14 protein-coding genes are annotated in these 26,799 nt (G+C 40.8%); 2 read left to right on the top strand and 12 right to left on the bottom strand.

What is annotated here, in order from left to right:
* Nucleotides 1-96: 96 nt before the first annotated feature.
* A complete protein-coding gene (locus ABVT42_RS18115; protein ID WP_353897117.1) occupies nucleotides 97-978 on the top strand; it encodes a LysR family transcriptional regulator in 882 nt (293 codons plus the stop codon).
* A gap of 41 nt (nucleotides 979-1,019) precedes the next feature.
* Nucleotides 1,020-2,708 carry an amidase gene (locus ABVT42_RS18110; protein WP_353897118.1) on the top strand — a complete coding sequence of 563 codons (1,689 nt, stop codon included), beginning with the start codon at nucleotides 1,020-1,022 and terminating at the stop codon, nucleotides 2,706-2,708.
* 55 nt (nucleotides 2,709-2,763) lie between these two features.
* Here the strand turns inward: ABVT42_RS18110 and ABVT42_RS18105 are convergent, their stop codons facing one another.
* The 12 genes from ABVT42_RS18105 to ABVT42_RS18050 all read right to left on the bottom strand — a co-directional run bounded on the left by ABVT42_RS18105 (nucleotide 2,764) and on the right by ABVT42_RS18050 (nucleotide 26,750).
* Nucleotides 2,764-5,445 (bottom strand): TcfC E-set like domain-containing protein, encoded by a 2,682-nt coding sequence (locus ABVT42_RS18105; protein ID WP_353897119.1) that lies wholly within the window; start codon nucleotides 5,443-5,445, stop codon nucleotides 2,764-2,766.
* Nucleotides 5,446-5,506: 61 nt separating this feature from the next.
* Nucleotides 5,507-6,256 carry a fimbrial biogenesis chaperone gene (locus ABVT42_RS18100; protein WP_353897120.1) on the bottom strand — a complete coding sequence of 250 codons (750 nt, stop codon included), beginning with the start codon at nucleotides 6,254-6,256 and terminating at the stop codon, nucleotides 5,507-5,509.
* 106 nt (nucleotides 6,257-6,362) lie between these two features.
* A complete protein-coding gene (locus ABVT42_RS18095; RefSeq protein WP_353897121.1) occupies nucleotides 6,363-7,379 on the bottom strand; it encodes a hypothetical protein in 1,017 nt (338 codons plus the stop codon).
* 342 nt (nucleotides 7,380-7,721) lie between these two features.
* On the bottom strand, nucleotides 7,722-8,846 hold the full coding sequence (locus ABVT42_RS18090) for an NAD-dependent epimerase/dehydratase family protein (RefSeq protein ID WP_353897122.1): 1,125 nt from the start codon (nucleotides 8,844-8,846) through the stop codon (nucleotides 7,722-7,724).
* Between the two features lie 135 nt (nucleotides 8,847-8,981).
* Nucleotides 8,982-10,451, bottom strand: coding sequence for a hypothetical protein (locus tag ABVT42_RS18085; RefSeq protein ID WP_353897123.1), 1,470 nt, complete (start codon nucleotides 10,449-10,451; stop codon nucleotides 8,982-8,984).
* Nucleotides 10,452-10,896: 445 nt separating this feature from the next.
* Complete coding sequence (locus tag ABVT42_RS18080) at nucleotides 10,897-12,252, bottom strand: GTPase/DUF3482 domain-containing protein (protein WP_353897124.1); 1,356 nt, start codon at nucleotides 12,250-12,252, stop codon at nucleotides 10,897-10,899.
* Nucleotides 12,252-13,460, bottom strand: coding sequence for a DUF2868 domain-containing protein (locus ABVT42_RS18075; RefSeq protein ID WP_353897125.1), 1,209 nt, complete (start codon nucleotides 13,458-13,460; stop codon nucleotides 12,252-12,254). Before ABVT42_RS18075 ends, ABVT42_RS18080 begins: the two co-directional genes overlap by 1 nt.
* Before the next feature lie 25 nt (nucleotides 13,461-13,485).
* Nucleotides 13,486-13,962, bottom strand: coding sequence for a chemotaxis protein CheW (locus tag ABVT42_RS18070; protein ID WP_353897126.1), 477 nt, complete (start codon nucleotides 13,960-13,962; stop codon nucleotides 13,486-13,488).
* A gap of 28 nt (nucleotides 13,963-13,990) precedes the next feature.
* Nucleotides 13,991-16,744, bottom strand: coding sequence for a chemotaxis protein CheB (locus ABVT42_RS18065; protein ID WP_353897127.1), 2,754 nt, complete (start codon nucleotides 16,742-16,744; stop codon nucleotides 13,991-13,993).
* 8 nt (nucleotides 16,745-16,752) lie between these two features.
* Complete coding sequence (locus tag ABVT42_RS18060; protein WP_353897128.1) at nucleotides 16,753-23,778, bottom strand: hybrid sensor histidine kinase/response regulator; 7,026 nt, start codon at nucleotides 23,776-23,778, stop codon at nucleotides 16,753-16,755.
* Between the two features lie 21 nt (nucleotides 23,779-23,799).
* Nucleotides 23,800-24,675, bottom strand: a complete 876-nt coding sequence (locus ABVT42_RS18055; protein WP_353897129.1) for a CheR family methyltransferase — start codon at nucleotides 24,673-24,675, stop codon at nucleotides 23,800-23,802.
* An 11-nt stretch (nucleotides 24,676-24,686) separates the two neighbouring features.
* Nucleotides 24,687-26,750: a methyl-accepting chemotaxis protein gene (locus ABVT42_RS18050; protein WP_353897130.1), complete on the bottom strand. Its 2,064-nt coding sequence runs from the start codon at nucleotides 26,748-26,750 to the stop codon at nucleotides 24,687-24,689.
* Between the last annotated feature and the right edge of the window lie 49 nt (nucleotides 26,751-26,799).

Here is a 26,799-nt window from a genome sequence, read left to right as displayed (position 1 = left end):
AAAATAATCAAATTTTCTTGTCCTAGGTCATTCCAACTAGTATTTTTATGTTATTCTTGCTCACACCATCCAATTAGCTGATTAATGCAGGTTATTATGAAACTAGACTTAGATTCGATTCGCGTTCTCCGTACCATAGTTGAAAAAGGGAGTTTTGCCGCAGCAGCCAAAACTTTACACAGAGCTCAGTCAGCGATCAGCTATCAAATCAAAAAACTGGAAGAAGCGCTTAGCTTAGAAATTTTTGACCGAAGTGAATATCGCGCCGAATTAACTCCTGCTGGCCAAATGATTCTTGATGAAGGCATACGCCTACTTGCCCAAGCTCAGCATATTGAAGAACTAGCGGTTCAACTTAATCAGGAGTGGGAACCCAATTTTGAGGTAGTGATAGACGGTATTTTAGAAATAGACCCAATCATGTCAGCCATGAAGCAATTATTAAGAGAAGATATTCCAACAAAAATTTCACTTACCATGGAATATTTAGGCGGCGTACAACATCGCTTTGATAAAAATCAGGCCGACTTAATGCTGGTAAAAGAGTATCAGCGTTCGACCAACCTACTCTCACAACCACTCCCGGATTTAGAATGTATTTTGTTAGTTGGACGCAATCATCCACTTGCCAATGTTGAAAACGTTACAATTGCGCAACTCAAACAGTTTGTTGAATTGAGCGTCCATGATTCGAGTGAGCAAGAACTCTATGATGTAGAGCATATGCATTTTGGTGGCGAACGAATGTTCTTTTTAAGTGATTTTAAAAGTAAGAAACAAGCGCTTATTCAAGACATTGGTTTTGGCTGGATGCCACGTTATCTCGTTTGCAAAGATCTGGAAAATGGCGATTTAGTAGAAGTAGACTACGAACATGGGTCACGTTTTTCATTTACACCACATCTGGTTTGGCGAGCGGAAAAGAAGCTGGGTAAGACCGCACAGCGATTTATTGAACTACTGAACCAAAATTACTAACATAGTACCTTATTCTAACTCTAATAAATAAGGACCAACCTATGTTTTCTCTATCCCGTCAACCAGTTGCACAGCCAAGTGCACCGGGAAAATTGATAAAATGGACTTTACTCAGTTGTTTTACGGTGATGTTATGGGGCTGCCAAAATCAAGCTCCACAACAGTCAAACTCTGCTAGTCGCTCGGTTTCGCATTTACCAGCCCAATTAGTATCTGACCTAAAATCAGCCACAGCATTTTCACCTAGAATTACCACTTCAACACTGCCAGATAACATTAAACACGCCACCATTCCGCAATTAACCCGCTTAATGGAGCAAGGCAAATTAACTGCCGCTGAGCTGACCAATTATTATTTGCAGCAAATTGCCCAGTACAATCAACATCTCAATGCGGTTATTAAAGTTAATCCTAAAGCGATAGAAATTGCTCAACAGCTCGATACAATGCGGCAGTCAGGTAATGTGCTGGGACCTTTGCATGGTATTCCCATTCTGGTTAAAGATAATGTGGAAACCTCGACCATGCCAACTACTGCTGGCTCATTAATCCTCGCCAACAATATGACGAAGCGTGACGCCCCCATCGTTACAAAATTGAAAGCGGCGGGTGCCATTATTTTGGGTAAAACAAACTTAAGCGAATGGGCAAATATGCGCTCAGAACGTTCATCCTCTGGTTGGAGTGCGGTTGGAGGACAAACACGTAACCCACATAATTTACACCGCTCAACTTGTGGTTCAAGCTCTGGTTCAGGTGCATCTATTGCTGCCTTTATGGCGGTTGCCGCCATTGGCACAGAAACCAATGGCTCGATTACTTGCCCTTCGTCCGCCAATGGTCTAGTAGGTATCAAGCCGACCGTAGGATTGTTAAGTCGCACGGCTATAGTTCCCATCTCTCATTCACAAGATACCGCCGGACCAATGACACGCTCGGTAGTTGATGCAGCTATCTTATTGCAAGTCATGCAAGGAATTGATCCTCAAGATGAAGCAACCCAAATCAATCAAAAACACTTTAGTAAAGATTTTATAAGCAACTTGCAGCAACCTCTACAACAAAAACGGATCGGCGTGTTATTTTCGGATGCATTGGAGCACGAAGCAGTATTGGCATTATTTGAGCAATTCAAACAAAAAATTGCCAACCAAACTACACTGGTTAATGACTTGAATGTTAACTATTACAATGGGTTTTATGCCGACAGCTATGAAGTTTTGTTATATGAATTTAAACATACATTAAATCATTATTTTGCAAAGCTACCGAATGCATTAAACACATTGACCATGGAGAAGCTCATTGCCTTTAATCAGCAACATACTGCGCAAGAAATGCCATATTTCCAACAAGAAATTCTTGTTAAGTCACAGGCCAAAGGTGATTTAACCGATACAGCATATATTGAAGCCCTAAAAAAGGTTCAGCAAGCAACTCGACAAGACGGTATCGATAACTTGATGAATACTCATCAATTAGATGCAATAATGACAGTGACACTCTCGCCCGCTTGGACAATCGATCGTATCAATGGTGATCATTATATCGGTGGTTATTCCGGACTTTCTGCCATTTCGGGCTACCCTCACATTACCATTCCATTAGGCAAAGTGCATGGTATGCCAGTTGGTTTATCAATTGCTGGAAAAGCACTAAGTGAAGCAGAACTAATCGCAATCGCTTATCAGTTAGAAAAGCAAATTAATTATGATTACAATATTGAGTAATACTTGACTCAATCTTAAAAACATACTCTTAGCTTTAGTCATTCAACGCTGTCAATCATTGACAGCGTACGCTCCCTAAATAATTGATACTTTGCTGCAGAGCCTTGTCAGTGATGATCACCCGACATTGCCGTTCATTGTTATCGATAAATAAATATTCTCCGGCAGCATGTAACTCCATCTGAACCCAACCTAAATCATCGGTACCCGCATGAAATTTTTCATTATTTAATCTTGCGTTAGCAAATGGCTTATCGTCGTTATTTAGCAATTGCATTACGACAATATAAAGCTTTGTCATTGACCAAGTAACACTTTCAACATTTCCTGGATATAAAGTAATATCTTTAGGCGTATTATCAAAACTCACCAACTCACCTTGTAAAGGCGCTAAAGTTAAACGATAAGTCTGATAAGGCGCTAACGCAATAAAGTGACTTTCTCCACTATTTATTTGTACCTTTTCTTCCCCATTGACTCGTAAGCTTAAAAGTGTCGAAGAGGAAGATTCCTGCTGAATATTAATCAGTATTCCTGCCGTTGATTGTCGACTTCCTCCCATTACCACTTGCCCATCATCAACGACAAAATTTAAGTGACTCGTTAAAGCATAACCTTGTCGATGGGATTTATTAACACCCGAGTCATCGGTTGTATTTTGCTGATTAATATTCTCCAGTGTTACCCGTGTGTGTCCTAATCGATTAGTTATTTCTGATTGCCATAAACTGCTAATCTGACTGGTAGTTTCTGTAACATTTAAACTATGATTCAAATCTCCCATTAATGATTGAGCCTGTTGCACGTTTAGCCGGAAGTTTTTATCAAAATGCGACGAATACTGACTTTGACTTTTTAACCGATTGTAATTCATACTTGAATTTAAATTGTAGTCTTTCTCAATAAAGCGCAAAGTAAATCCCGTTATCAAACGCTTATCGTGATTTTCTTTTGTTAAGTCTACAGTCCAGTCCAGCAGAAGATGATCGGTGCGATAAACATTTTTACGCCAGCTTATTCCATAATTTTTTTTCATCTCACCAGTGCTTTCCAAATTAGTTCGAGCATAAACATTCAAAACCGCATCAGAAAATGGAATGCTGACATTCAGTAAAGTTTGTTTAACATCAGGTTTTAAGAATGAATAATCCTGAACTGGCAGTTGTTGATTACCACGAAATGTTCTGCGATAACTGGCAGAAACAAAATATGACGGATGGTGAACCCCTAATTGATAAAATACCGCTTGCTGATTGTTACTCGTGAAAGCATGATTGGATTGAATTTCAATTTGATTGGCAAACCAAACCGTTCCCAATTCTAACATTTGTTGTTTATCATCGGCAGCCAAAGCACTATTAAAACCGAACCAGTCAGCAGAACGAGTAACAAATCCTAAACGCGCAAAAGGCTGATCTTTCGCTACCGGATAAGTTTGTATTTGTTCATCTTCAGGAAAGCCAACTTCAACAAAGTATAGTGATTCATCCAATGGCGGTAGTTGCAATGATTTAGTAAAAAAACGAGATTCCATCGCTTCACGTCCACTATCACCAATAATTTTTATTTCCAGGGTATAAGATCCTTGAGGGAAGTCCTGGGTATTTAATTCAATATTTCCCGCCTGATATTCGCGACTATCAATTAACTGTCCATCTTTATAAATTTCAACTCGTGAGTGTTCACTCAAAAATACAAACAATCGTGTTCCCGAAACTTGTGCTAAATCAACCCGACTGGCAAGAGAAGACTGGACTCGCACCCCCAAAATTTCACGCTGTTCAAAAAAGCTGTTTGATTGACTATTAGTACGAAAAGAGCCGACTTGATATGCCATATCACGATACTCATAACTTAGCGAAAGTTGATCCAGTCTTGCACTGTTCTTATCATCCTTTTCTAAGCTTGAGTAAACTCGATAATTTTCGATACTGAATAAATTATTCAACTTAGCTGTGTAAATATCTTCACGAGCATCTCCGCCCGAAGCAACTAGAGAAATTGCACTTAAGAACGAAGGCCCACTTGTTGATGGCGGCAAATACTTATCAACCAATAACGAAGGAATACTTAATAAGGCAGGATGAATAAACAAATCAACTCGATGCTTACCTTGAGAAAATATAATACCGACATTGTCAGGTTGCAAATTACCACATCCCGTTTGACCTTGATAATGGCAAACCAAAATTTGATTATTCAATAAAGGTTGAGATAAATAAGATGCCAATTCAACCGTATTTTTTGTATTAGCGATAAACCCGGCGACTTCCTGAGGTGACTGAAATATCAGATGACTTGAAGTATAACTAGCCATAGTAACCCCAAGCAGTCGCTGATTAAAATAGACATCAACCAAAGTAAAGTGCGGTGTTAGTAAGTCATCAAAACCAGGCGGCGGTGTGGTGACCAATAATTTTTTTTCACTACTTTTAAAAGCCGTACTCTTTTTCTGGCGTTTGATTGTACTACTTTTTATATTACTAGCAGGCTTTTTACTAATTTCACTTTCAGACTGCGCCCTACTGCCAGAATTAACTTCAGACTCAGATTTAATTTCAGAAACGGCGGCAAGATAAAGTTCAGACTTAAATAGCGTATCACTTGGCGCATTGATTCTGGAGAATGGAGCAATACGACGAGCTCCATCTAACAGTCCTTTAGTCAATGTAACCGTCGACTGTTGACTTGATGAACTTTGTACTTTGCTCCAAATAGCAGATGATAATGTACTCAAGTAAATAACTAGCAACAAAGCAGACAGTTTCACATAATCATTCAACCTGTGATACATTAGACTAGGGTTTTACCGGTAAATCAGCAGAAAAAACAATAGCAGAGTTTTCACTGCCCACGGCAATATTGTAGTGTACAGGCGTTTTATACCTGATACTTGTACGCCACTGATTACCAGCGTAAAGCCGCTTACCTTTCAGAGCAACACATTGGTTCTCTGGCTGGTCAATTGATTGCGACGCTGGACATTGATAACCACTCTTTAGCAGGACGTTAGTATTTCCATGATTAAATATTATAATTTCATTGCGTTTAAATTCAGCCGCTAATACAGGCTTAGGTTGTTCCGGTTGAAATAATACTAACACATCGTAAGCAACCAATATTTTCATACCAGTTAATGATGATTTCACTTCGCCAACTTCTGGCTTAACCAAAATGCGAAAAACCTTTTCTATTTGTGTATTTTTTATATTATCCAGCCGAACTAACTGAATACGTTTTTTCTCACCAGGCGCTAATACCATGCGCTGCGGTGTCACTAATAATCCAGCAGCTTGAGGATCTCGATAGGTTGCTTTTGATTCTTGAGGTAAACCCGCTGCAGAGACAATCGAGGGTTCTATTCGTAAATAAAGTGTTTCATCACCTTGATTAATAACGGCTATCTCATCATTAATTTTGCCATTATTATCAAAATAAATAATTGTTTTATTCAAATGCACGCTTGCCATACACCAATTAACAGGGCAACTGGTAATTAATAGAAAAAACAGGCCGTGTAAAACTGATTTTAGTTTTTTCTTTTTCATCGCGGTTTGATCAAATTAAATAGAAAAAATACCCGTCATTTAATCGGGTATCTGTTAATTTTAGTTGAGAATATAAAGTGGTGAACGATTATTCCAGGTTAATCACTTACTCGGGAACAATTGTGACGACTAAATAACCAGTGTAATTTTTTTGCTTGAGTGCAATTTTAGGTGACCTCAATGATACCTTAAGCCGGTCAAGCGTATGATTTTCACAACTGTTCATTTTATTGTTCGAAGTATTGCTTAATTGATTATCGGGCAATGTGATTATCGAATTTTTGGAGGTGATACTATGCTCAAAACGGCGACTAGGCGTTTTCAACTCTAACGGTTCAAATGCATCGGAATGATGTTGATATGCAACACTGTAAGCCAATTGACCATAATTGGGATGCGTTAGTACAAACTCGCCTTTCTCCCCCGATCCGGAAGCTTTAATACGATAAATTCCATCACCAACATGACTAGTACATAAACCGCCACTTATTTGTGATAGTTGACTCTGGGATTGAGTAATATAACCGCTACCGTGAGACAGAGGGGTTTCAGTTTGTGGCAGGTCTTTTTGTAGCAGGCCCGATTGTAACGGATTTGTTTGTAACGGATTTGCTTGTAACAAATTTATTTGTGAAAAATCTGTTTGCGAAAGCAAGTTGTCTACACCAAAAATTAAATTAGTATTGCCATGATTAATTAATCTGGGCATTGCAGAATCAAGCGCATGAGTATTGATTGGTAGTGGGCTATTGCCAACTTTACCATAATTAGCAGCCATCACCGGCGTAAAAGGAGTTATTATCATAGCGATTGCAGCAGCCAGTAATCGCAGCCAATTTTGCCGACGCAACACGATTTTTAGTTGTTTTTGGCTAATTAATCCTTGCTCGATTAATAACTCACCCAGACGTATATCTCGCTCTTGTTGAATTGCAACCGCGCGATGCAATTGCTCAATCGAAATATACTGACGTTTGACCAGTAATACACCTAAACGGGATTTTAACTGTAATCCGCTTAACGGATAATTTTGACTATTTTGTTGTACTACTGATTCCATTAACCATTCACACCATTTTAACATCAAACCATTTGACTGAATTTTTTGTTTTATGCTACTCATCGGAGCTGAACATAATATAGCTCATGTATCGGCAATGATTTAAATTGCTTGAGTAAAAACTTGTTTTTTTGTGGTTTAATTTAACCGTGATAATAATCAGGAAGTTATAAAAATAAAGTCGCAAAGGCGTATGTGATGGTTATATTTAGTATCGGATAGTTCACTCTAAAACTTTAACTGTTAACAAGTTATAAAGCTTTATCGTTTTATAGTCATAAAGTTACCGGTATTCTGCGTAAGTTAAGTCTCATTGAAAACTGGCAGGTGATAAATAGCCATGTTAGTAATGGCTATTTAGTTATAATTACTTTGATTTTTATACTCGTCAGTATTAAATTTCACTTAAACTTTCTTTTGATGTGCATGCCAGGCTTGCAATACTTTCGCTTCTTTTTCTCGACTCATCCCTGCTCTCAATTTATTTTGTCGCTCTTGTGGCAAGCTGCCAAACCAATCTAATGTCGCTTTTACCGTTTCATCTACCGGACGAATAGTAAGACCAGCTTGCAGAGCTTTTTCCCCAGACCATGTTAATGCACCAGCACCTGGACTGTTAATATCGGCCCACATAAATACGTCACGCCAAGGTTGTACATCATGCTCTTGCATAAATTTAGCTGGTACCCAATTTAATTTAGCATCACTTTTGCTGACCTTTAAGCATGACTGGAGTAGTTCTCCAAATGGAAACGGCGGACAAACCAGATTAAACTCCCCTGTAATTTTGTTCTCTAAAGTACGAACGATAAATTGTGCTAAATCGCGAACATCAATAAACTGAGTTAAATCTTGCGGTGTACCGGGTGCTAATACTTGACCACCTTGTGAAATTCTCACTGGCCAATAGGTGAATCGATCAGTTTTATCTCTTGGCCCAACAATAAGGCCAGGACGAATTTGGGTCACTCTGCCAGGCATAGCTGTTTCGGCAGCTTTTTCACAATAACCTTTTAGCGCACAATAATGTTTCGAGACATCCTCAGTTAACGGATCATCGAGTGTGGCTCGTGGTCTTTTTTCGGTACCATTTTTTCCACCTTCAGCCCAATTATCATACTGACAAATAGTAGAAATAAAGACATATTGTTTAACTTTGTCAGCGAGTAACTGCGATGAAGCTTCGACAATACGTGGTACATAACCAGATGTATCAATTACAGCATCCCATTCGCGATTTTTTAATCCTGACAATCCTTTATCTTTTTTGGGATCGCGATCACCAACGATCTTTTCCAATTGAGGAAATAAATCATCATTAGTCTTGCCACGATTAAACAGTGTCACTTCGTGACCTCGGGATAAAGCGTAATTAACCGTATGTGGGCCTAAAAAACCGGTCCCTCCCAAGAATAAAATTTTAAGTTTGTGACTTGCTTTTTTTTCTGCCGCACTCAAAAATGCAGGAGAGAGACAAATACCTGCAGCAGCAATCGAGTTGCCAACAAACTCTCGACGATTTAATGACATGGCTAACCTCCATTATTTTAATTATGTGAATGCCAATATAGAGGTTAAGACTTCATAAAGCGAATCGGTAAGGTAAGAAAATGTAAAAAGCTTGAATTACATAAACTCAGCAATAGCGCATGATGTGTCACTTGTTTAGTTATCAGGAAATGATATTAATGGCACATTTTCTTTCATAATCGCTTGCCGAATTTTTGCGTTTTTATGCGGAATTAAGTGCACCCGGTCTTGCTTGATTTCAATACCTAACTGATTGAATTGAGCGAGATAATCAGGAAAGCCTTTACTTTGAGCAATTTTTTCATAAAGAGAGCTAAAAATTGTTGTTTTAGATAATCGGTCAAGTTCGCTTGCTAACATTTCACCTGACCACTCAACCGTAGCATTCAAGCAGCAGGCTTTTAATTGTTGCAACAATTCAGGTAGTCCCATCGCACCGTCTGTTTGCTGACGCAATTGGATATCTGCCATAAAAAAATAAGCGGCGCCACTCCAATATATCCGCTTGGTGCGATCCGCAGTTTTGCCTTTTTTCCGGTTCTCAACAGTTTTTAATAAAGATTCAGGCTTAACACTTTCAGCACCTAGACGACCACGCTCAAAACCATCAAACAATTTTTGCCAGGCTTGCTGGTGACTAATAATGCCACTTTGTGCCATTAATAAATATTGCAGATAGGATGCCAAACCTTCTGATAACCAGATATCATAATATTCAATATTAGGTAAGAGTAGATGGGCAAACTCATGCGTTGCCGTCCAGTCTTGATAAAAGGCTTCGATTGCCTTATCGCTATCCACAACAAAACGAATGCCGGGTCCACCACCACGCTTTACATCACCCCAAGGCACCGGGCCTTTTTTGAATCGATTATTTTCAATTAAAATCACTTGAACCTGAGGATACGGAAAACCATTTGCATAGGTAGCTAAAGACTCCGCTGTAAATTGAACCCACTCAATCAATTGGGATTGCTGTTTAATTTGTTTGAGCAGCGCAATATTGATTTGTCCCCCCTGTTTGAGTTGAACGGGGACCAACTGGAAATCTCCGATCATAATCGTAATTCCCCAATCATGCGGATAATGGCCTATTTGAAAACGATGCCCTTTATCATCAAGCATTTGCCAAGGCGCCGAGACTCGGTATTTATCGGCCAGCTTAAATTCAATTTCAACAGCTTCAGTCGCAGTGAGTTTTTCAGGCAACCATAGCCAGGTGTTATCACTTTGAAAGCTCAACGGCGTTGATTCTTTACTTCGATATTTTTGGTGATTATGTTCACTGATATCCGCAATATAATTGACACAGGCATCAGCCTGTAATGACTGAGTCAGCCAATAGCGTCCCTGAAACTCAATATAGCCTTTAAGTGAATGAGGAAATTCAATCAAATTTTTATTCGCACGGCGATAATCAACCACCAAATATTCGGGGGCTTTTCCATCAAAGCACATTTTAACTTTTGCTTCGGTAAGAGCATCATTGATAGTAATCTGATAATGATGTGTACGAATTGGCTCAGCCAAAACGGTTAATGACAAGCCAACTTGTAACAGCCAGACTAAGCTCATAACACCGATTTTTAACACTGATAACTTCATTTTTTATTTCAAATCAAATATTAACGGTTTACAAAATTCACCATAGCGATAACAACGGCAAGCCCCCAGCGCTAATACAGGAGTAATTTTGCCAATCACTGACTAAATGCATTGGTATTTTGTTAAACATGTTATTTACCGTTAATCTCCCATTGTATTAATTAAATAATCGACTTTGTTTAAGAGACCAAGAGATTGCAGATATTCCGCTTGATACCAGTAATAGTCATCAACATCCTATCCCAACAATACCAACTTAATCTGCAAACTTTTCTCTCACACAACTATGTGCCATCGAATATGGAATATGCACCATCGAAATGATTTTACAATTATGTTGTGGTTGCGTTAAATCTTAAGCCATTTTAAACAAGCTTATAAGAGAGATTCTATTTCGTCGACTTGAGAATTGTAAGATATTTCAACTGTTCTGCAACCTGACCTCTTAGTTTAAAAGCGGCAATAATAACAAGCTCAAGCTATCAACAGTTTTTTGCTTTATCAGGCGGGCACAGGCGGCATGTAATGCCTTTCGATCGGCTTTGTCTAATTGTTCAATTTGTTCGTTCAAATTAAGTGGATTGATAACAAGTGGGGTTCGCTGGGCATGATTGCGACGACTGATTTGTTGATAAAGATAGACAAAACGTCCAATCACCACATAAGGAAAGTTGGGATTACTGACTGGACCACAAATCGCTTCAAAACCACCAAGCGGAAGCCCCTTAACTTTCATTTGTTGTAGTTTATCAGCTCCCAGCCAGGCACTGCCAAAACCAAGAATTCCACCACCAATTGCGCCCAGCATGAAACTATGACCAGCGACCACCATATCGGCGGCGGCGCCTGCGGTTGCTCCGGCGAGCGCAGCAGCTATTGCTAACTGTTGTTTATCCAGTCCCCACATAAACCAGTGTTCACAATCAAACAAATCAGGTGGTAAATGCAATTCATCAACCGAAATTTTAGTTTGAAAGTGGGCATAAACCGCAAGTAACTCAGTAATAGTTTGCTGTTCGCGCTGACGCATCCAATGATGGTACTTTTCAGCCAGTACGGGATAGACCACATCGGCCTGAGATTTTTCTAATACTTTTTGTGATACGCGATATTGGCATAAATCTTCCAAAAGTCGAGCAAGCAATTCGGCGCTATCCTGCTTTTGCTGCTCCCTAAATTGAATCAAATCTTGATTAACCTGATCTAGCGCTTCACGCCACTCGGGTTTTAAGTGGGCAAAAGCTTCTAACAATGCCAGTTGTTTGGCAAAGTCGGCTTGAAATGGATTGAAAACTCGTACAATTTTAAAATACTGTGCTAATGCCTTTGACCAGGATTCGACATAATCTTCATTTTCAATAGGATTTATCAGTGCCATACTAGGCTGGCCTGTCCAACGCAGAATTTCCATTTCGGCTTCATACTCAACGCCAAATGGCCGTGAGCCATCAACCACATATAAAATTGCTGCACCTTGCATAATCGGTGTTAGCAGTCGAATCTCATCAGGAAAACGTTGCTGACATTGCTCGTCTGCTAAAAACTGTTGAATAACGGCAACACGCTGATCAGCGGCAACCCCTTTTTGCTGCAACCATTCCAGTACTTTACCTGGGCGCTGAAATCCGGGCGTATCAACCAGTTCATATCCAGCGTGAGCAGTTTCAACCCTGACACAATCAGCCGTAGTTGTGGTACCACTTTGTTGTGAAATACGAATAGTATCATTACGTGCCAAGGTAGAAACAATAGAACTCTTACCTTTATTTGGATGACCAACAACTGCAAATACCGGGCGCATTAGCCAGACTCCTTGCTTGACGGTTCGGTTGAATAAGACTCGGCCAACACAGATTCAGGTAAAAGCGACTCAGGCAAAAAAAGCTGCCATTTTGAGAATTGCGCAACAAATCGTTGCCACTCAGTTAAGTGATTTTGCTTAATTGGACAAATACGCTGCGGGTTCCAATCGAGCGGAAAAATAAATCCCTCGCCATTTTCTATATAGTCGGCCAGTTCACCCATTGGCGGTTCCCAAGAGCGAGTAATTACCAGCTGCTGACCTTGCCACCGCTCAGCAACTCGTTTTTGTGCGGCACTTGCAGCTGGCCCAGCATTAATCATTGTATCGAGCGATAAGGTTAGTTCTGGTATTTCAGCCAGGCGCGATAACTCAATATCGCCCCAGTTATTCACCATAATATTTTCAGGTAACTGGTGTACCAACGGGGTTAAGTCGACCGCCGATTCTTGATAACTGGCATGTTGTTGAATCTGGGTAAACAGCTTACTCTCCAGATCATCAGATAAACTCGACACAAACCAAAGCTTGGCAACTATCAATAAAATACAACGAATAAAAATACAGTAAAATAACTGGACCGCTACGACAAATTGCCACCAATTAGCATAATCCTGACCAGGATAAATTGATTGTAATCTTGAGTCTTGTGTCGCTTGCAATAAGGCCAGACTGGGCTGTGCGCTTTCCCAAAATCCCCAAGGCAGAGCAATGACTTTTAACACCGGATAAAGATCTTCTGCCGATAACAAAGTACTTCGCCAAATGAAATTCACATCAGTCACCAACAAAGTGACAATTAATGCCAGAAGACTTGCCACAGAAAAACCGATGGCAGCCATTTGCGCTTGATAAAAAAACCATTGCTTTTCGATTTTTAATTGACGGATTTTGTGAGCAATGGGTGATTGAGCCCAATTACCCCAAGGAATCGCGGTCATTAATCGAGCCAGATTAAGACCTTTGCTGGAAAATAGTCCCGCCACAGAGACGACGACAGCCGCAATTGGAATAAATAAATAGATCAATAACAAATAAGACAGGTTAACTCGGCCTTGCGCATCGCCTGACAAAACGCCCCAAGCCATAAAGAAACCCAATAGTGCCGCAGTGATGACAATTGGCCAGACTATCTTTAAATATTGAGCTTGCTTTAAATATTGAGCTTGCTTTAAATAATCGGCCTGCGATAAATTTGAAAAATTCACAACATTATTAATAATAAATAAAATTTTATTGAAGCTGCTCTCTAGCTGCCTGAATCATCACTTCTAGTTTATCTAAGTCAGGAATAGCGGCTTCGATCGAGTCAACAGAAACTTTCATTTTTTCTGCATCAGATAGCGCATCATCATCAATAAAGCGGATGTTATCTTCACGGACATGTGAAAGTCGAGGGATACCTTGTACCACGATAGCAATATAAGGTAATTCACGATTACTGTTGAGTGTATGTGCCACCGCTACCCGAGAACGTTTATTCGCTTGGGCATCAGCTTCGCCCCTGATAACATCAATCGAAATTAATGGAATTTCTTGCCCTCGCCAAAACAGATGCCCTAAAAACCAGCGGGGTTTATTAGACATGTCGTCAAACAACTCAACATTACTGAATGGTACAATTTCAGCAACATTTGAGTTAGGTAACAAGATATTACTGCCAACGGTTGGAATCATTAAACTGTAAACTTCTTGAATATCTGTAGCCATAATTTTCTCTTAATCGGTTATTCAAAGTTTAGTTGGGAACGCCGCGTAAAAATCTGACCAGCTTATCGGCCAACTGTTCTGGTGAACCTATATACTCTGCTAAATCATTATTAATAATCGCTTCGGGCATTGAACCATTGGCACAGGTATCAATCGACTGTGCCCAGACTTGTCCACCAGCAGATTTCATTTTAAGCGCACCATTAAGACCATCTTCACCCATACCACTAAAAATAATCGCCCCCGACATATGACCATAAACATGACCGACAGCTTCAATTACATCATCAATGCAAGGAGAATATGGCGCACTCCATTTTTGGCTATGATCTATTAGCATAGAGCCATCTTTTAAGATGGTAATCTTTCCTTTCAAAGGTGCTAACACTGTTTTTCCAGGTACAAGTTCAATACTGCCGTTGGCAATTGCAACATCAAATTCGCTGTTATTAGTGAGAATATCAGCCAGTACAGGTAAAAAGTTTTCATCAATATGCTGAGCAATAATAAAACTTGCATTCACATTTGCTGGTATGCGATTTAAAAAACGTTTCACCGCAGCCGGACCACCAAGCGATGCACCAATTACCCAACAAGGCGTTAACGCAGATTTAGGCGTTGTTTTTACTTGTTGTTCTTCAAACTCGATATTAAATACAGCTTCATCGAGCATGGGTATTTCTATCACCGGCTCGACAATTGATTCGCTGGTTACTGATTGTGTCTTTTCAGCTGGCACAGCTTGAACCGGATCTTTAACTGCGTCAGTGCTACTTGGTGTTTCTGTGCTGGTCGGTGAGAGTTTGGTTGCTTTTGTAGGAGTATCATCTAGCGCTTTACGCGCGATTTCCTGAATGGAGGTGGCACTTAACGACACTTGATGAATCACATCTGAATCGATATCCATTTCTACTAATTCCACACTGTCTATCTGCGCCGATTCGCTCCGCTGTTGATCGAATTGTGTTTGGTCTATCGTCGTTTGTTCCAAGGGAGATTGTTCTAAATCGAAGGTAGCTAATTCAAATGTATCTAAATCGGTTCCATCTAGATTAACGTCATCAAAAGCCTCATCATTGACAACGGGCTCTGAAAGATTTTGCGAATCAGCTTGTGATGGATTTACAGAATAATTCTCCGCGGTATCTAGCTCAAACTCATCCAATGAATGCCCGGTTTCTTCAAGCAATAAATCAAAATCATCATTTTCATCTAAAGTAATATCTTCCGTTTCCAGACTAAATTCATTTTCAGCAAAACTCAGCTCGGTTTCATCAAGATTTAGTTCGGTTTCTTCGGCAAGCGTTTTATTCTCTTCGACTTCATAATTATTGACAGTATGGTCTAAGGAATAGTCTAATTCAGTCTTACTTGCATCATCCATTGGGGCCAATGACAACCCTGTTCCATCGAGCTTACTGCCACTGACATTTTCATTAATTAAGGTTGAAGGTTCGTTTGGGAGAGTTGGTTTGGATGATTGATGAGGCGCACCTTGCTCAGCAGAGGAATGCTCACTTTCATTAAAGTCATCATCAATTATAAACTGCGCTTTACCAGAAACCGGTTTAGGTTCATCTTCAAGCATTAAAGACAGCTCAAAGTCATTCTCATTAACATCAGCAAATTGGCGAGGCTCAATGATATCACTGGGTTGTTTTTCTAATGGCGAAAGGCTTTCGTTGTTTGCAGCCTGTGAAGGCAGCTCATCGGATTCATCGATAAAAAATTGGGCCTTACCAGAAGCTTTAGCGGGCTCATCTTCATCTATAACTAAAGTTAATTCATCAGCGGCTTTTTCTAACTCAAAATCGAGTTCAAGATTTTCTTGAGTTTCTAGAGATGATACCTCACTTGAAGCCGTATGCGTTTGTCCTGAAAAATCATCATCGAGTGAAAGCTCAACTAATGCAATTTCGTCATCCAATGTGATCGAATCATCTAACGCCGCAAAATCGTTGTCTGTCGATTCACCACTTGATTCAAAGTCTTGGGACTCAGCAATATCAACTTCAGACTCATCGAGTTCAAAATCATCTAACTCTAACTCGATCGTATCCGCATCATCAATTTCAACATCATCAATCGCTGCTGCGTCAATATTAACCGTATCGACCACAACAGATTCATCCAGCAAAATCGAATCTTCAGAATTGACAAAATCCTTAGCAGTAAAATTATCTTCAACGGCGGCTTGCCCAGATAATACATTCTGATTTCCACTTAACACAGGAGACAGACTCTCAAGTTCACTAACCAGTTCTGCAGCAATATCACTTGGTAGATCCACCGTTGATGAAGCCAATTCATCTAACGAATTGGATAAGGCGCGAGTTTGCTGCTCAACAGAATCATCTGTTGTTGTGGCAGCTGTCGACTGAACGATATCTAATGAAAGCGATTCACCAGCCTGACTAGTAATAGATAAATCTTCTTCAGTACTACTTGCGCCGTCACGCTCCAGCCCTGCCATTTCGAAAAGGCGGTTTACCAGATTATCACACCAATATTCCGGATGTGTCTGCTTAGCTAAAGCCCCAGGCTCACTAAAGTAAACAGGGACTGCTGACTCATCTAACAAATGGTCCACCGCATCATGCCATGAGTCATCATCGACACATAACAACCACACATGTAGAGCTTCATCATCTACATGTTCGTCGGTAATTTGTTCGGGCTTGAGGTTATGTAAAATGTTGACCGCATTCAATTGTAATAACTGTGTCAGTTGCTCTGTCTCATCAGATGCAGAGGCAACCAAACCTAACTTTAAACCACTCACACTCTTCCTCAAGATCTATTGGGTAGCAATGCAGAAATTGATTCCAGCAAATCGACTTCGTTATAAGGTTTACCCATGTACTGATTAACCCCGATTTGTTCGGCACGCTCTCTGTGTTTCTCACCAGTGCGCGAGGTAATCATAATGATAGGCAGCTCTTTCAACGCTTCATCGTGGCGAATAATGGTGGCCAGTTCAAATCCATCCATTCTGGGCATTTCAATATCCAAGAGCATAACATCGGGCTTTTGTTCGCTTAGAATAGACAGTGCGTCGACGCCATCTTTTGCGGTAATAACTTCAAAATCATGTCGTTCAAGTAAGCGGGTAGTTACTTTACGTACTGTAATTGAGTCATCGACAACCATTACCACAGGAACACTATCATCAACGGCCGTACTGACTGCATCTTCCGCAGCTAACAGAATGGCATCAATACGACGAATAAGTGCTGGCATATCTAAAATCACAACAACACGTCCGTCACCAAGAATGGTGGCGCCAGATAAACCACTAATGGAACTTAATTGACTACCGATCGACTTTACGACGATCTCCCGGCTACCTAACAAGTCATCCACTTGAATCGCTGTAGGATGATCTGCGCCATGTAACAATAAGACTGGTAACGGCTGAGTGACACCTTGTAGGTTTGCCGTTTTTTGATGATCCAGAATTTGGCCCAGATAGTACATCGAATAGTTGATACCCGCATACTCAAAAGGAGAGTCTGGGTGAGTATAATATTCTTCCAGCTCAAACGGGCTGACCCTCACAATCCCTTCAATATTAGCGAGCGGAATCGCATAAACCTCTTCGCCTAACTGAACCATCAATGCCTGGTTAACCGACATAGTGAATGGCAGTTTTACGGTGAAAATTGTACCTCGCCCTTGTTGTGAATCAATTTCAATAACACCACCAAGTTGCCTGATCTCACTACTAACCACGTCCATACCAACACCACGTCCAGAGATTTGCGTTACCTGCTCGGCAGTACTAAAACCGGCTTCAAGAATCAACTGCTGTAGCTCGTGGTCGGTTAATTCTGTTCTTGCACTGATGATTCCTTTTTCAACCGCTTTTTTGCGAATCGCATCAAGATTTAATCCACGCCCATCATCCTGCAGCTTTATGAAGACTTCACTGCCTTCCCGGAACATCGAAATTTTAACCGTACCAGTTTCTGACTTTTGATTGGCGCGTCGTTCTTCGGGAGGCTCAATACCGTGGTCCATCGCATTACGCAGCATATGTTCTAATGGTGCAATCATTCGCTCAAGTACAGCACGGTCCATCTCGCCGTCAGCACTGATTGACAACTCAATAGTTTTACCGAGTTCATTACTGATTTGGCGAACCATTCGACGTAATCGAGGCACCAGACTCTCAAAAGGAATCATTCGAGTACGCATTAAACTTTCTTGCATCTCGGTATTTACTCGACCCTGTTGCAACAGCAGCGTTTCTGAATCGGCGGTTAATAAATCGAGAGATTCTTTCAAACTTAATAAGTCGACCGCACTTTCGCTAAGACCTCGAGTTAACTCTTGCTGACGAGTGTATCGGTCCATTTCCAATGGGTCGAAATCTTCATATTCCATACCACCCGAAACTTCTCGTCGATATGAAATTTGTGCCTCAGTTTCAATATCAAGATTTCTTAATTGATCACGTAGGCGGTCAACCGTTGCAGTCATCTCATCGAGGTTGTAACGCAGCGCCGACATCTGCTGCTCTAAACGAGAGCGGAAAATACTTGTTTCACCGGCAAGGTTAACCAGATTTTCCAGTTGCTCGGCAGGAACACGTACGATATCTGCCGAAGTAACAACTTTTTGTTTAGCTTCTTGTTGTTGCTGTTTTTTCTCTTCAAAGGAAACGATTTCTGCAGAGGAAGGCTCTGTCATTTCGACTTCTTGCACTTGCTCAACGTCTTCATCTTCAATCAGATCTTCCGCTTCATGTGCCAAGACTAGCGCTTCACCTTTGATCAATGCTTCCAAAGCACGCATATAGTTTGCAGGCACGGTCATCTGGCGTTTTTCACGCACTTCATCAACCAGCTTTTCGATGACATCGTAACCTTGCAAAATAAAATCAACTTCGCGATGTGTTACGGTAAGCAACCCGCTACTGACTTTTTCAAAATAGGTTTCCATATCATGGGTCAAGTCACCCAGTACAACTAAGTCAGATAGTCTTGCTCCACCTTTGAAGGTATGTAATGTTCGTTGTAGTAAATCGATGGCAACTTTATTATCTTGTGACTCAGACCAATCATGCAGCGCTTCATCTAGAGTAACTAATAACTCATCGGCTTCTTCAAGATAAATTTCAAGAACTTCTTCACCATCTTCATCCAGCTCAATTTTTTGAACCGAACCGGTAACTTCAACAGGCTCTGTAGGACCAATAGTATTTTCGACAACAACTTCACTGCTTGATTGGCGAGCAGTAGGCTCAAGTAACTCTTGAATTATTCGATCATCAGGTAATTCACCAGTTACTTCACTTTCAATCGTTTCAAGATCGTTAAGTGCAATATATTGATCTTCCGACTCATCAATAATTTCTTCTGCAATATCATCTTCATCGGAATCAGTTTCAAGCAGACTTTCTTCAAGCTCGCTACCGGCAACACTTTCGTCGATAGCAATGTCTTCATCAAATTCCGTATCTTCATCAATTTCCGTATCTTCGTCAATTTCTGCCTCTTCATCAAATACCAAATCATCAGGTTCAGTGGTTTCGATGCTTTCGCTTTCTAACTGAATCTCTTCAACTGTTTGCGAATCGGTTTCATCCAGAATTTCAGGTTCGTCAGAAATATCATCTTCATTGGAACTCTCAATTTCATTAGCACTATCAACTTCCAGTTGGCTTTGCTCAGCTGCCAGCTCTTCAACTTCTTGAACGTTTGCTTCTTGTTCTTCAGCATCACTTAACGCTTCAATTTCTGACTCATCATCAGCAATAATTTCCGATTCATAATCTTCATTGGCTAATTCATCTTCAAAATCAAGCGATAGCTCACCCAAATCTTCAACCGCATCTTCAACCGTTGGAACATTGTCATCTTCAGTGACAAAATTAGACTCATCGGTTAACTCAACGTCTAAATCAGTTTCCAACACATCAGGAGAAGTCTCAACAATATCATCCTCAAAATCAATTGCTAATTCGTCACCTTCAAGTGCCAGTAATTCGCCGTCATCGGCTTCTTCTTCAACTACATCGGCTATCTCAAGCTCATCACTTTCAACCGAATCACTCACCGTTGGAATGTCATCGTCAACAGTTAATGTAACCTCCGTAAAATCTTCTTGCTGTTCGGTTTGTAGTTCAAGTTCAGTTTCATCAATTTGTGTTTCGAGTTCAGGCGATTCAATAACGGGTAACAAGCTGCTAAGATCGACCGCTTCTCCCGCCAAATGTTGACGAATCAATTGAACTTCTTTTTCTGCAGCAGGCGGCCAACTTAATGCTTTAAGTTGCGCAATCATTGTGGCCAGTTTATCGGTTACCGCAGTTACTATCTGATAGTCAAGTTGAGTTTGTGAGCGTCCAAAGTCAACCGCTGAATTAAATAAATCTTCAACGGCATAACCCAGCTCACCGATATTCATGGCACCAGCCATGCGAGAACTACCTTTGAGTGTATGATATATACGGCGTAACTCGCTGTTTAGCTCCTGGCTGTCAAGATGATTTTGCCAGCGCTCAAATAACAGATTGGCCGCATCTATCAGCTCTTCACCTTCTTCAACAAATAACTCAACCAGTTCTACATCCATATCTTCTGGAGGTTCGGATGATTCAACTTCAGCGGCGTCAGGTGTAGCAGTTTGCTCGGCTGTTTCAACTTCTTTATCCGCAGCAGAAATCCAGGCAGTAATTTTATCAATCAACTGTATAGGAGATTCTAAATCCTCATCAGATGCGATTCGATTTAACATGGCAGTTAATACATCGACAACCTCATTGAGTAAATCATTACCCGAAAGATTAACCGAAGATTGTGAAGTTAAATATTCAGCCAGCTTTTCCGACTCATTCGCCAAAGTTTCAAGCGGGTCAATTGCTAACATTTCTGCACCACGCTTAAACGTGTGCAGTTCACTGCGAATACTGTTTTTAACCTGTTGGTCAGTTGGATTAAGCTCCAACTCATGATTTAACCGGCTGACTTCATGCAAAATATCAAGCCCTTCGGTTAAAAAGATTGAGACAAATTGCTGATCCCGCTGTTTTAAACTGCTCTGACCTAACTCAACACCACTGACATCTAATTGCAGTATTTGTGACTGCAAAGTCTCTGCTTTATCAACATTAATTGGTTGCGCAGATTTGAGTTTAGTTAAGGCATCAGTCAAATATTCGTGAGTTGCGCGCAATAATTGAATAACTTTTTGTTCAAAACGCTGATTACTGCCTTTGATAATTCTGGCATGTTTTTCCCAAGGCCCGGTAACATTTGCAATGGCATCAACGCCAGCCATATTGGCGCTACCTTTGAGTGTATGCAAGGCTCGAATTAAGTCGTCAGTAACAGCGACGCTTCCATCAGAAGGTGCTTTTTGTAGATAGTTCGCAATACTTTTTAAATGGCCATCAGCTTCTGTAGTAAAAATTTCCAGTAATACCGGATCAATAGATTCCTCTAACTGTGCTGTACTTTCAGCTTCATCATGCACTGCGACTGTTGGCTTAGCTTGATAATCCAAATCGGTCAGTGATTTACCAGCTGCAAGATGCTCAGCCTTTGCAATTAACTGTCGATAGTCTGCCGTCGTTTCAGTGTGATTAGCAAAGCAATCCACTAATTCAGGGAGCATTGCTCGCGCTTCTTTTAGTAAACTGACAACCGGCAATTCCGCAGGAATAGACTCCTCGATAACTTTGTTGAGCATATTTTCTATCGCCCAACTGACCTCACCAATAATCTTTGCACCAACCAGGCGCCCGCTACCTTTGAGCGTGTGAAATGAGCGTCGCGTTGTGGTTAGCGCGTCATCATCTTTAAGGTTGTTTTCCCAGCGAGGCAACATATCATCAATGACTTGAATTTCTTCTTCTGCTTCTTCCAGAAAAATTTCTAATACTTCATCATCAATCAGGGTTTCATCAACTTGTTTTTCTGCTGCCGGAATATTAATTGAAACAACATTTGAATCTTGTTCTGTAGGTGTTTCTTTTGTAGTCGGAACCTGTTGAGCGGTATCTTGTTCAATCTCTAAAGATTCAACAACTTCTGTTGTTTGTTCGTCAGATAATTCAAATTCAATCGGTTGTCCGGTAATATTTTTTACTTCAGCACCTTGTTCAATTGAATGAGCTAAAATATCGACACTGCTTTGTGCACCTTTTAATATTGAACTGACACTGCCGCGCGAGCTATCTTCTGATGCTTCTAAATAATATTCAACACTGGTAATCACATCAGCTAAGGCATCTAAGTGAGACTCTTTAGGCGGAGATCCCAGTGCGATAATTTTCTTCTCAATAAAGCGTTTGGCAACTAGTAATATTTCTGCCGCATCGTGGAATTGAATAATCCGAATACCACCTAAAACTTCATCTAATATTGCGGGGACATCATCGAGGGCATCAGAATCAAATCCAGATGCAATGTAGTTGATCATTTTATCTTTGGCAGTTTGCATACTTCTACGCGCGACTTTAATCAGTGCGTGAGTCGCTTCATCAACTTGTGATTCTTTTGCCTGTACCTGACTTTTAACACTGGATTGCTCTTCACTTTCGCTTTCAGTTGCGGCCTCCAGATTGACATTTTTCAGATTTGCTTCAACGAAAAGCAGAGCACCAGCGATATCCATGATAATGGCATCATCTGGCATTTGATCTTTATTAAGAAGTTGCTCAATTGATTTGATTTGTTGACGAATAACATCTCTGGGGATGGCCAATTCCAACAAGGTTAAAGTATCAGAAATGCGAGTTAAAGATTCCATTAAACTTTGCAGTTGAGATAAATCTTTTGCCTGAGCTCTAACAAATAAATCCAGCTGATCTTTAACAGTGGCCAGCTCTTCATTAATTGCGCCAAGTACATTGGTTACCGCAGAAGAGTCGGGTTTAGTCAGCTTTTGCTGATGACGTTTTACTTCTTCACTGTCAGATAACTTAGCGGCTAAATTAAATTCTATTTTTAGTGCATTGACTCTGCTGTTTTTTGATTTAGAGCGAGCCACATAATACAGTAATTCGGATAGCAGTTTTTCGGGTATAACATCAGCCATAGCCGATAAACCAAAATCTGACAGTCGCTTAATTTGTTTATCAACTCGAGCTAACAGCATGTGGACTTCTTTTTTCTTATAAAGTCCCCCTTCAGCAATAGAAAAAATAAAACCATCAGCAACCCACCATAGGCGAGCAACAGACTTACCTTCGGTTAATGCTTCAAGTCTTAGTAAAACTTTATGAATTCGCGACAAGCACTCTTTGACATTTTCACCACGAATTAATCCAGTTAACCCTTTTTGAAAATGCGCTCTTAATTTTTTGGCATTATCCTGAAATGATATAGTTTTATCTTGTTCAGAGACAGATTCAGTCGCTTTTGGCGGCACCACATTCGAAGTCTCAGCACTGAATAGCTCTCTTTCAGTAATGGCACGTTTTCCGCCTGCATTACGAATTTCGTTAATGAGTGGCAGTAACACCACGGGAATATCTTTCTGTCCTTCTTCGACCCTTTCCAGGTAACCCGGCATTTGCAGTAGTGCGCGCATTAATACTTCAAATACCGATTCGTTGGCAAATTGTGTATTGTTAGCAACTTTTTCGGCCAGATTTTCCATTTCTTTTGCCAGTGTTGCAGCACCGTCAAAATCCAGCATGCGTAAGGTTCCCTGCACCTGGTGTAAACAATTAATACAGAATTGTATTTGCGTCTGATCCTGAATATCTTCGGCAAAGTTTTCTAACCCCTGACGCGCTTGGTCAAGGGTATTATTGATTTCTTTTCTGACCCAACTTAGTGCTAATTGGTCATAATTGTCACTCATGACTACTCCGTCATTTCTTTATTATTTATCTTTGCGTAAATACGCCAGACAGTGTTTGTTATCTACTTTAGTTAACAAATCATTATTAGTTCCGGTAATTTCACCATGCCCTAAAACTAATAAACCTCCGGGTTTTAACCGCTCTACCAACTCATCAATGACTGACTGTTTTCTATCTTGCTTGAAATAAATCAACACATTCTGGCAGTAAATAACATCATAGTTTTGTTTTAATTTTGCTTTCATTTCAAGGATGTTGCTTTGTATAAAGCAGCACCTCTGCCGAATATTATCCCTAATTTGAAAATAGCCGTCTGCCAACCGGTTAAAATACAGGTTTTTTGTCACCATTGGGACAAAGTCCAACTGTCTTGCAGCATAAACACCTTCTCTGGCAACAGCTAAAGAAGGATAACTAATATCAATTCCGGTTACGCCAAAATAGACTTCTTTGCCAACCGAATCATGTAGCCCGAGATTTAGTTTATCCATTTCTATCGCGAGCGTGTAAACTTCTTCCCCGGTAGAACAACCCACACTCCATAATTGCAAGTGCTGCGGCTTATCGGGTGCCGCTTGAAATCTTTCTATTGCCATGTTGCGACAATAACTACTCACTAATCCCAGTGAGTGTTTTTCCCGATAAAAACAGGTTTCATTGACAGTCAGTGAATCAACCAGAGATGCCCAATCACCCACCGAAACAGCACCTGCATTTAACTTAAAGTAAAGCTCACGATAATTGCTAATCCCTTTACTAAGCATATAACCAGAAAGCGCCCTTATCAGAAAAGGCTTACGACTTTCTGGTAACCATAATCCCGTCTGTTTTTCCAGATAAGCTTGCCATAACTCAAACTCTTCTGATTCCATTTCTGGCGCATTGAACACAGACATGGATGGTGAGTCTATGCTTCCTCCGGTAATTTAAATCCAGCAATAGAGTTATTCAGTTCGTCGGCCAGTTCAGCCAGTTTTCCGATAGAGCTCGCAGTATTTTGCGTACCTTCAGATGTTTGGTTGGTAATTTCCTGAATAACATTCATCGTATTTGATACATGACCGGCCGATGCAGCCTGTTGACGAGCAGCGTTTGAGATGTTTTGAATCAAGTCCGCCAAACTTTTCGATACGCGTTCGATTTCTTCCAGTGCAACCCCCGCATCTTGTGCCAGTCGAGCTCCATGTACCACCTCTGCGGTCGATGCTTCCATCGAAATTACCGCTTCGTTTGTATCGGTCTGGATTGTTTTTACCAGCGCCTCAATTTGCTTGGTCGCATTACCGGAACGTTCCGCCAGTCGTTGTACCTCGTCGGCTACCACCGCGAAACCACGTCCAGCTTCCCCTGCCATCGATGCCTGGATGGCCGCGTTAAGTGCCAAAATGTTTGTTTGGTCAGAAATGTCGTTAATCAATGATACGATATCACCGATTTCCTGAGATGACTCACCCAGTCGTTTAATCCGCTTTGATGTTTCCTGAATCTGCTCACGAATAGTATCCATCCCTTGAATAGTATTTCGTACCACCTCACCACCTTTTTTCGCGATATCAACCGATTTTTCCGCAACCGTTGCTGACTCAGAGGCGTTAGCAGATACCTGCTCAATCGAAACTGCCATTTCGTTAATCGCGGCTGACGCACCCGTAATTTCCTGCGCCTGATTGCGAGAGGCCTGTGCCAGCTCCATCGAAATGTTCTGCGTTACATCTGTTGCATTGGCCAGTTTGGTTACCGAGTCTTTAATCGTCGATACAAGTGTTCTCAACTGGTCAATGGTAAAGTTCATCGCATCAGCAATCGCTCCCGTGAAGTCCTCGGTTACCGTAGCATTGGTAGTCAAGTCACCATCCGCAAGGCCTTCCATTTCATCCAGTAATCGAATGATCGCCTGTTGGTTTTTCTCATTCTGCAATTTTTCTTGTGCCGCAGTACTTCTTGCAACTTCGGTACGACCACGGTCATCTTTACGTTGACGTAAATAGAGCAAGATAATCAAAATCAGGATTAATCCCCCAGCAATTGCTGAGTAGAAAGGGTGACCAATTTGTTTAAGATTGGTTGACTGAAGACTGTAAGCTCGTTGCAGCTCATCAGTTAAGTCCAACATGTCACGTGCCTGGGTAAATATTTCATCAGACTTGGCATGCACTTCAAACAATTCTTCAGTATGGCTGATTACATAGTCCACACTCTCTTTTACTTCGAGATACAGGGCAGAAATGTCTTCAAGTGATTGGCGTGCCTGAGGATTAGTTACGCGTCTGATTTCGAGCATGGCGTCACCTTCCAGCATGCCCGATAAAACCTCACCAAAGATATCCACATCGTGACCAAAGTTTTCCGCAGCAAGGGCAGCATCATCACCACCGGCCAGTACCTTTTGGAAGCTTCGAATGATACGTTCTGCATAGGTTGACTGCCGAGTTGCGTACATCACCTGTTGAGCAGGTGTGTTTGAATCAAGCAGAATATCTTGCACTTTTTCATAAAGAAACTGCATTTGTGGAATTTTTTCTGACAGGTTTTTCGAAATTTCATAGAGTCCGGTAACAGTATCCTGACCCTTCGAAATAACAGCCGCATTCGCATTCATACTGTCCCATAAATCAATTACCCGTCGAACCTGATTATTGCGAATTGAATCAGGTGAAGGCTTCAGTCCTTTTGAATCATCACCACGATCAAGGTGATTAATTTGAGCCTGGAACTGCTTGGTCGCTTCGGTTAAAGATTCAAAAGCTCCCTGGTTACCCTGAGTTGCCTCAGAAGCATTTTTTGCTACCTGTTGAGAAAGTACCCGTAAGTTACCCGCTTTAGTTAGTCGTGATTGGTTTTGCTGGCTTTCAATCAATCCTAATGCCAGATTCACACCACCGAGCAAAATAAAGAAGAAGAGTAACCAAATGTAGACGCCGGTATTGGATTTCGATTCTAATTGGTTTTTCTTATCGTCAGCTGCGCTCATAATTTAGTTCCTGAATGCAAATTTTTTAATTCTTAATGAAAAGCCGTCT

The sequence above is a fragment of the Aliikangiella maris genome, assembly GCF_040719265.1.
In the GTDB taxonomy this organism is placed as follows: Bacteria; Pseudomonadota; Gammaproteobacteria; order Enterobacterales; family Kangiellaceae; genus Aliikangiella; species Aliikangiella maris.
The sequence above is the reverse complement of the archived record's forward strand: the minus strand, read 5'-3'. Positions and strand labels throughout refer to the sequence as shown.